Source organism: Onishia taeanensis (assembly GCF_013349955.1).
Lineage (GTDB): Bacteria > Pseudomonadota > Gammaproteobacteria > Pseudomonadales > Halomonadaceae > Onishia > Onishia taeanensis_B.
The window spans coordinates 113,356-121,042 of the sequence record NZ_JABVXC010000014.1 but is presented as its reverse complement, the minus strand read 5'-3'; the positions used below and the strand labels follow the sequence as shown (position 1 = coordinate 121,042).

The window sequence follows — 7,687 nt, the reverse complement described above, 5'->3', positions numbered from 1 at the left end:
GACGGCATCGCCTTCCAGACCAACCTGCTGGCGCTGAACGCCTCGGTCGAGGCCGCGCGTGCCGGTGAACAGGGCCGCGGTTTCGCCGTAGTGGCCGGCGAAGTGCGCCAGCTGGCGGGGCGCAGCGCCGAGGCCGCCAAGCAGATCAAGGGCCTGATCGACACCTCCAGCGCCCGCACCGAAGAGGGCGCGGCCCAGGTGCGCGCCGCCGGCGAGACCATGGAGGAGATCGTCGCCAGCGTGACGCGCGTCACCGATGTGCTGGGTGAGATCACTGCCGCCACCGGCGAGCAGAGCGACGGCATCGGCCAGGTCAACGTGGCGGTCTCGGAGCTGGATCGCATGACCCAGCAGAACGCTGCCCTGGTCGAGGAATCGACCACGGCCGCCGAGCAGTTGAAAGACCAGGCCGACCAGCTCACCGAAGCGGTAGCCGGCTTCACCCTGAGCGAGCAGGCCCTGGCCGACGACCGTCGAGTCATGCCGCGGTTAGCCTGATGCGTTGAACCGTTGCCAATCCCCTTCAAGAGAGAAACCCTGATGCGTTTTAAATCCTTGCGGTCCTTCGTCACCCTGCTGGTGGGGGCCTGTATCCTGATCGTGGTCGCTGCCCTGGTGAGCTATGCCATGCTGGCCAACTCCCGCTCCCAGGCCCTGGTCGAAGCCCGCACCAGCGAGCTGTTGCGTGACAACGCTCGTGAGCGTTTGCAGGCGCTGGCCGCGGCCCGCAGCCAGGATATCCAGCGCCGGCTCGAGCAGGCACTGCTGCTGGCCGAGCAACTGGCCGACACCAATGCTCTGATGGGCCAGCGCGACCAAGACGGCCAGGCACGTCTGACCCTTGGTCGCCACGAACTCTCCAACCTGACGCGCAACCTGGTGGTCCAGAACCCCGACCTGCTGGATGCCTTCATCGGCTGGGAGCCAAATGCCTTCGGCAACGATGCCGTCTTCGCCGGCAAGACCGATGAGGGCTATGACGGCAGCGGGCGCTTCATGCCCTGGTGGTATCGCAACGGCGAGGGCAAGATCGAGGTATTGCCGCTGGGCGGCAGCATGGAAAGCGAGGAGCGTAACAATCAAGGTCTGCGCAATGGCGAGTACTACCTATGCCCTCGGGAAACCGAAAGCACCTGCATCATCGACCCTAAATATTACGACTACAACGGCCAAAACATCCTGGTGACCTCCTTCAACGCGCCGGTCATGGTCGATGGCGATTTCCGCGGCGTGGCCGGGGTTGATCTGAGCGTCGACTTCATTCAGGACTGGCTCGTTGCGGCCAACGCTGAGCTGTATGACGGCGCCGGCAGCATGGCGTTGATGGCCTCCCGCGGGTTGATGGTCGGTAGCACCGACCATCCGGGCAAGCTCGGGCAGGCAGCGACGGAGCTGCTCGACACCCCCCTGGTCGAGCAGCTCGATGCCGCTCAGCAAGGTGGCAAGCAGTATGCCTATAACGCCGAACGTGAGCGCTTCGAGTTGACCTGGCCCTTCACCATTGGTGGGACTGACGAGACCTGGGTGCTGTCGATCCGACTTCCCGAGCAGGCGGTCATGGCAGGACTCACCGACCTGCGCGGCCAGCTCGCCGAGCAGCGTCAGGCCGATCTGGTCGGCATGGGCCTGATGGGGCTGGTGATCGCCCTGCTGGGCCTGTTGGCCAGCTACCTGGTCGGCGGCAGCATCGCTCGGCCGCTTCGCCAGCTCGCGGCCAGAATGAGTGACATCGCTTCCGGCGAAGGTGATCTGACCGCTCGCTTGCCGGTGCGGGGGCGCAACGAGACGGCCGAGCTAGCCACTCAGTTCAATGCCTTCGTCGACAAGATGAACGATGTCCTGCTCGACGTGCGCGCCAGCAGTGAATCGGTGCGCATCGCCGCCACAGAAATCGCTGACGGGGGCCAGGATCTCTCCCGGCGCACCGAGAATGCGGCGTCCAGCCTGCAAGAGACCTCGGCCTCCATGGAGGAGATCACCAGCACCGTCGAGCACACCGCGGAATCCTCGCGTCAGGCCAATGGCTTGGCCGAGTCGGCGTCCGACGTCGCGCGCCGCGGCGGCGAAGCGGTCGGCAAGGTGGTCGATACCATGCAGGGCATCCGTGACTCCTCGGCGCAGATCAGCGAGATCGTCAACGTGATGGACGGCATCGCCTTCCAGACCAACCTGCTGGCGCTGAACGCCTCGGTCGAGGCGGCGCGTGCCGGTGAACAGGGCCGTGGCTTCGCGGTGGTGGCCGGCGAGGTGCGTCAGTTGGCGAGTCGCTCCGCCGAAGCGGCCAAGCAGATCAAGGGCCTGATCGACACCTCGAGCGCGCGCACCGAAGAGGGCGCGGCCCAGGTGCGCGCCGCCGGCGAGACCATGGAGGAAATCGTCGCCAGTGTGACGCGCGTCACCGACGTGCTGGGCGAGATCACCGCCGCCACCGGCGAGCAGAGCGACGGCATCGGCCAGGTCAACGTGGCGGTCTCGGAGCTGGATCGCATGACCCAGCAGAACGCCGCCCTGGTCGAAGAATCGACCACGGCCGCCGAGCAGTTGAAGGATCAGGCGGACCGGTTGAACGAAGTGGTGTCAGGATTCACCCTCCGTGAGCGCCAAGAGCGGCCGGCCCTGGCCTCTCCTCAAGAAGCCTGAGACTGAGCCCGAGGCTTGGCATGCGCTGGCCTCGGCTCTTTACAGGATGACCGGTTAAGAGCTGTGTAAACGTTAGGGCGTGAGCGGCAGGGGAATCTCATCGCTGCGCTGGATGCCGGCAGTCATCTGTCGGCACAGCTTGAGGTACTCGCGGATGCCGGTGGTCAGGTACTTGTGGCGGTGCCAAATGAAGGAGAACTGACGCCGCAGGTCGAGCTCCGGGGTGGAAAGTTCCACCAGGCTGCCCCGCCTGAAGGCATCGCGTAGCGCCAGGCGCGAGACGCAGCCGATGCCGAGCCCGGACTCCACCGCCCGCTTGATGCCCTCAGTATGCTCGAGTTCCAGCAGGATGTTGAAGCGCCCGCGACGATGGCGGGCGGCGTGCTCCAGCGTCAGGCGAGTGCCCGAGCCCCGCTCGCGCATGATCCAGTCCTCGCGCAGCAGTCGGTCCATGTCCAGCGCATCGCTTCCCGCCAGGGGGTGATGGGGCGCACAGAACACCACCAGCTCATCCTCCACCCAGGGCTGTATCACCAGCGCCTCGTGCTGGCAGTCGCCTTCGATCAGTCCCAGATCCAGCTCATGGTGCGCCACCCGCTCGATGATACTGCGGGTGTTGCCCACCTGCAGGCGCACCCGGCTGTCCGGGTGCGCCTTGAGGAAGTCGCTGATCAGAAGCGTGGCCAGGTAGTTGCCGATGGTAAGCGTAGCGCCGACATCCAGTGAGCCAATGCCGCGCTGGCCGCGCAGCAGCTCCTCGATCTCCTCGCCCCGGTCGAGCAGCGCCACCGCTTTGGGTAGCAGCTGAAAGCCCAGGGCGTTGAGCTTCAGGCGCTTGCCGACCCGGTCGAGCAGCTGGCAGTCGAACTGGCGTTCGAGCTCTGAAAGCGCGGTGCTGGCGGCCGATTGGGATAGTGCCAGCTCCCGCGCGGCCCGGGAGACGCTCTCGTGCTGGGCGACGGCGACGAAGACTTCTAGCTGGCGCAGGGTATAGCGCATGGTCACACTCCGCTGGGGGTATATCGGCATTATAGATAAGTGTTATCCATACAAACCATTTAACAGATAGGTTGCCGATGCTTAGACTTCACTCATTGATCTTTACGGCGGTGTTATTCGTTTTTGGAATACTCGCCTCGAACCCTTAAGGAGTCGGTCGTGAGCAAGTTTGCCCTGGAAGAAGTCTTGAGCGTCCACCACTGGAACGACACCCTGTTCAGCTTCAAGACCACCCGCGAGCGTAGCCTGCGCTTCAAGAATGGCCAGTTCGTGATGATCGGCCTCGAGGTCGAGGGTAAACCGCTGATGCGCGCCTATTCGATCGCCAGCCCCAACTACGAGGACCATCTCGAGTTCTTCAGCATCAAGGTGCCCGACGGTCCCTTGACCTCGCGTCTGCAGCATCTTGAGGTCGGCGACCAGATCATGGTCAGCCGCAAGCCCACTGGCACCCTGGTCACCGACGACCTGCTGCCGGGCCGCAACCTCTACCTGCTGTCCACCGGCACAGGCCTTGCGCCCTTCATGAGCCTGATCCAAGACCCGGAAGTGTACGAGCGCTTCGAAAAGATCGTGCTGATCCACGGCGTGCGCACCGTCAGCGAGCTGGCCTATGCCGACTTCATCACCAAGGAGCTGCCTGCACACGAGTATCTGGGCGAAGAGATTGCCGAGAAGCTGGTCTACTACCCGACGGTGACCCGTGAGGAGTTCCACACCCAGGGCCGCCTGACCGACCACATCCGCAGCGGCAAGCTCGCCGAGGATACCGGCCTGCCGCCGCTCGACCCCAAGCAGGACCGCGCCATGATCTGCGGCAGTCCGGCGATGCTGGACGAGTCCAGCGCCCTGCTCGACGATCTCGGCTTCAAGATTTCGCCACGGCTGGGCGAGCCCGGCGACTACGTGATCGAGCGTGCCTTCGTCGAGAAATAAACTGTAGCCCGGACTTCGCCGGGAGCTTTAAGCCATAAGCTTGAAGCTGGAAGTAAAACCGCCCCCAGGCGCATGCGCCTGGGGGCGGTGCTGTTTATGCTGGCTTCGAGCTTCGAGCTTCGAGCTTCGAGCTTCGAGCTTCGAGCTTCGAGCTTCGAGCTTAAACCGCGTCCTTGTCGGTCTCGCCGGTACGGATACGAATGACTTGCTCCAGCGGCGAGATGAAGATCTTGCCATCGCCTATCTTGCCGGTGTTGGCTACCTGGGTGATGGAATCGATCACCTGCTCGGCCATGGCGTCGTCCACGGCCACTTCGAGTTTCACCTTAGGCAGGAAGTCGACCACGTATTCAGCGCCACGGTACAGCTCGGTGTGGCCCTTCTGGCGGCCGAAGCCCTTGACCTCGGTGACGGTAATGCCCTGCACGCCGATCTCGGAAAGCGCTTCCCGTACGTCGTCGAGCTTGAACGGCTTGATGATGGCGGTCACCAGCTTCATGGTCATTCTCCTTGTATTCGTTGGTACGGGGGCGTCGTGACCCCCGTGCGGGGTGCGACGCGGCATATCCCGCGGACATGCCCTCAAGCATACACCGCACCGAGCGGGAATAAAAAAGGCCCCCGTTAGGGGGCCAGGGGAGCACGCCAGCTCACTCGGTGTGTCGCCTCACTTCTTGGCGACGGAAAACTCGGGGTAGGCTTCCAGGCCACACTCGGCCAGATCGACGCCTTCGTATTCTTCTTCTTCGCTGACTCGTACGCCCATGATGGCCTTGAGGATCAGCCACACCACCAGGCTTGCCACGAAGACCCAGGCGAAGATGCCGGCGATACCAATGATCTGAGCACCGAAGGAGGCACCGTCGTTGGACAGCGGCACGGCCAGGACGCCCCAGATGCCGACCACACCGTGCACCGAAATGGCGCCAACCGGGTCATCGAGCTTCAGTTTGTCGAGGCTGACGATGGATACCACCACGATCAGGCCGCCGATGGCGCCGATGAAGGCGGAGCCCAGGGCAGAGGGCGACAGCGGGTCGGCAGTGATGGCCACCAGGCCAGCGAGGGCGCCGTTCAGTGCCATGGTCAGGTCGGCCTTGCGGAACCACAGCTTGGCCAGGATCAGTGCCGCGATCACACCGCCAGCCGCCGCGGCGTTGGTGTTGACGAACACCTGAGCCACGTTGTTGGCGGAAGTGGCGTCGGACAGTTTCAGTTCCGAGCCGCCGTTGAAGCCAAACCAGCCCATCCACAGGATGAAGGTACCCAGGGTCGCCAGCGGCATGTTGGCGCCGGGGATAGCATAGATAGAGCCATCCTTGCCGTACTTGCCTTTACGGGGACCCAGCACGATCACACCCGCGAGTGCTGCAGCCGCACCGGCCAGGTGCACGATGCCGGAGCCGGCGTAGTCGGAGTAACCGACCTCGGCCAGCCAGCCGCCACCCCAGGTCCAGTAGCCGGACACCGGATAGATGAAGCCAGTCATGACCACGGCAAAGGCCAGGAAGGCCCACAGCTTCATGCGCTCGGCGACGGCACCCGAGACGATGGACATGGCGGTCGCCACGAACACCACCTGGAAGAAGAAGTCGGAACGCATGGAGTAGTAGGGCGCGTCGTCACCGCCTGCGGTGATCGCGTCCAGGCTGTTTTCGCTGCCGATCAGAAAGCCCAGGTTCGGCAGGAAACCACCCGCACTGCTGGAATACATAATGTAGTAGCCAATCACCAGATACATGGTGCAGGCGATCGCGAACAGAACGATGTTCTTGGTCAGGATTTCGGCGGTGTTCTTGGAACGGACCAGGCCGGCTTCAAGCATCGCGAAGCCAGCGGCCATCCACATCACCAGCACGCCGCAGATGAGGAAGTAGAAGGTATCGAGCGCGTAAGTCAGCTCTGAAAGTTCGATCATAGGGTACTCTCCTGGGCCAGCGCTGCTTTGTGTCGTTATGACGCTGACGGTGGTACTCGCGTTATAGGGTTAGGGGGTTATGTAAAGGGCCCTGCGTTGGGGCGCTGCGGATCAGACCGCGTCGGCACCACGCTCGCCGGTACGGATGCGAATCACATCCTCCAGTGGGGTGACGAACAGCTTGCCATCGCCGATCTTGCCGCTATTGGCAGCGTTGCGAATGGCTTCGAGAACGCTTTCCAGCCGTGAGTCATCGACGGCGATCTCGACCTTGACCTTGGGGAGGAAGTCGACGACGTACTCGGCGCCGCGATAGAGCTCGGTATGGCCCTTCTGGCGGCCGAAGCCCTTGACCTCGGTCACCGTGATGCCCTGGACGCCGTTGTCGGCCAGCGCCTCGCGGACATCGTCGAGCTTGAACGGCTTGATGATGGCAGTGATGAGTTTCATTCCGTGTCTCCCACTGAAAGGGGTTGTCGTTGGCGTGCTTTCGCTTGCTTGGTGGTTCGTAATCAAGGCCTTGCGTATAGCGTGCCACTCCCTGTTTAGTTCATATAAATCATATATCTATGATGTTCTTTTGAGGCGGAGGGAATGTGGTTTCGCAATGCAGCATGCGTTTGTGCACTAATTTGGTGCCAATGCATCCCGGCGGTGCGCCTGGCGGGTGCATTGAACGTTCACCGAGGCTGTGCACCAAGAGGACGAGATGCTGGGGGGCGTAGAGGGCATGCGTGATCGCCGTGCCTTGCGTATCCTGTAACCAGCCATCGACATTGACCGACAGGAGTGCGACCCATGGTGACGAATGATCGTATTAGCCGTCTGGCCCAGCAGCTCGGCGAGCGCCTGCAGGGCGCCTCCCACGCCCCCGAGGAACTGCAGCGCAGCGTTCAACAGGTGGTGCGCAGCGCCTTCGAGCGCATGGAGCTGGTGACCCGCGAGGACTTCGACATCCTGATGGATGTACTGCAGCGCACCCGCTCACGGGTCGAATCGCTGGAGAAACAGGTAGCGGCGCTGGAGGCCGCCATCGAGCGCGATTCCTCGGCGCCTACCGAAACGCCGCTGGCAGCCGAAGCCGCAGAAGTTGCCCCTGAAGCGCTGGATGAGTCGCCTAGCGGCGAAGAATCTTCCAGTGACGACAAGGCCGCTAAGCCGTCCGCCGACAAGAAGTCCTCGGACCAGCACTGA

Annotated in this window: 8 protein-coding genes; 4 read left to right on the top strand and 4 right to left on the bottom strand. The window is 63.1% G+C overall.

Translation table 11 applies throughout. The annotated features are described in order from the left end of the window. A partial coding sequence (locus HUS66_RS15245; protein ID WP_254628856.1) for a methyl-accepting chemotaxis protein occupies positions 1 to 498 on the top strand: 498 nt, incomplete at its 5' end. Between the two features lie 42 nt (positions 499 to 540). Beyond that, on the top strand, positions 541 to 2,640 hold the full coding sequence (locus HUS66_RS15240; RefSeq protein ID WP_175072026.1) for a methyl-accepting chemotaxis protein: 2,100 nt from the start codon (positions 541 to 543) through the stop codon (positions 2,638 to 2,640). A gap of 72 nt (positions 2,641 to 2,712) precedes the next feature. Here the strand turns inward: HUS66_RS15240 and HUS66_RS15235 are convergent, their stop codons facing one another. Beyond that, positions 2,713 to 3,639, bottom strand: coding sequence for a LysR family transcriptional regulator (locus HUS66_RS15235; RefSeq protein ID WP_175072024.1), 927 nt, complete (start codon positions 3,637 to 3,639; stop codon positions 2,713 to 2,715). 159 nt (positions 3,640 to 3,798) lie between these two features. Between HUS66_RS15235 and HUS66_RS15230 the strand changes: the two genes are divergently transcribed. Then, positions 3,799 to 4,575, top strand: coding sequence for a ferredoxin--NADP reductase (locus tag HUS66_RS15230; RefSeq protein WP_112055988.1), 777 nt, complete (start codon positions 3,799 to 3,801; stop codon positions 4,573 to 4,575). 160 nt (positions 4,576 to 4,735) lie between these two features. On the opposite strand, the gene glnK is transcribed toward HUS66_RS15230, so the two are convergent. From glnK to HUS66_RS15215, 3 genes are all read right to left on the bottom strand, one after another. Further along, complete coding sequence (glnK, locus tag HUS66_RS15225) at positions 4,736 to 5,074, bottom strand: P-II family nitrogen regulator (protein ID WP_092526629.1); 339 nt, start codon at positions 5,072 to 5,074, stop codon at positions 4,736 to 4,738. A gap of 168 nt (positions 5,075 to 5,242) precedes the next feature. Then, a complete protein-coding gene (locus HUS66_RS15220) occupies positions 5,243 to 6,493 on the bottom strand; it encodes an ammonium transporter (RefSeq protein WP_175072022.1) in 1,251 nt (416 codons plus the stop codon). A gap of 111 nt (positions 6,494 to 6,604) precedes the next feature. After that, complete coding sequence (locus HUS66_RS15215; RefSeq protein WP_092526622.1) at positions 6,605 to 6,943, bottom strand: P-II family nitrogen regulator; 339 nt, start codon at positions 6,941 to 6,943, stop codon at positions 6,605 to 6,607. Between the two features lie 348 nt (positions 6,944 to 7,291). Between HUS66_RS15215 and HUS66_RS15210 the strand changes: the two genes are divergently transcribed. Continuing rightward, positions 7,292 to 7,687 carry an accessory factor UbiK family protein gene (locus HUS66_RS15210; RefSeq protein WP_175072020.1) on the top strand — a complete coding sequence of 132 codons (396 nt, stop codon included), beginning with the start codon at positions 7,292 to 7,294 and terminating at the stop codon, positions 7,685 to 7,687.

Excerpts from the sequence above, each read along its gene's own strand:
- HUS66_RS15240 (WP_175072026.1), top strand. The coding sequence starts at position 541 with ATGCGTTTTAAATCCTTGCGGTCCTTCGTCACCCTGCTGGTGGGGGCC.
- HUS66_RS15235 (WP_175072024.1), bottom strand. The coding sequence starts at position 3,639 with ATGCGCTATACCCTGCGCCAGCTAGAAGTCTTCGTCGCCGTCGCCCAG.
- glnK (WP_092526629.1), bottom strand. The coding sequence starts at position 5,074 with ATGAAGCTGGTGACCGCCATCATCAAGCCGTTCAAGCTCGACGACGTA.
- HUS66_RS15220 (WP_175072022.1), bottom strand. The coding sequence starts at position 6,493 with ATGATCGAACTTTCAGAGCTGACTTACGCGCTCGATACCTTCTACTTC.
- HUS66_RS15215 (WP_092526622.1), bottom strand. The coding sequence starts at position 6,943 with ATGAAACTCATCACTGCCATCATCAAGCCGTTCAAGCTCGACGATGTC.
- HUS66_RS15210 (WP_175072020.1), top strand. The coding sequence starts at position 7,292 with ATGGTGACGAATGATCGTATTAGCCGTCTGGCCCAGCAGCTCGGCGAG.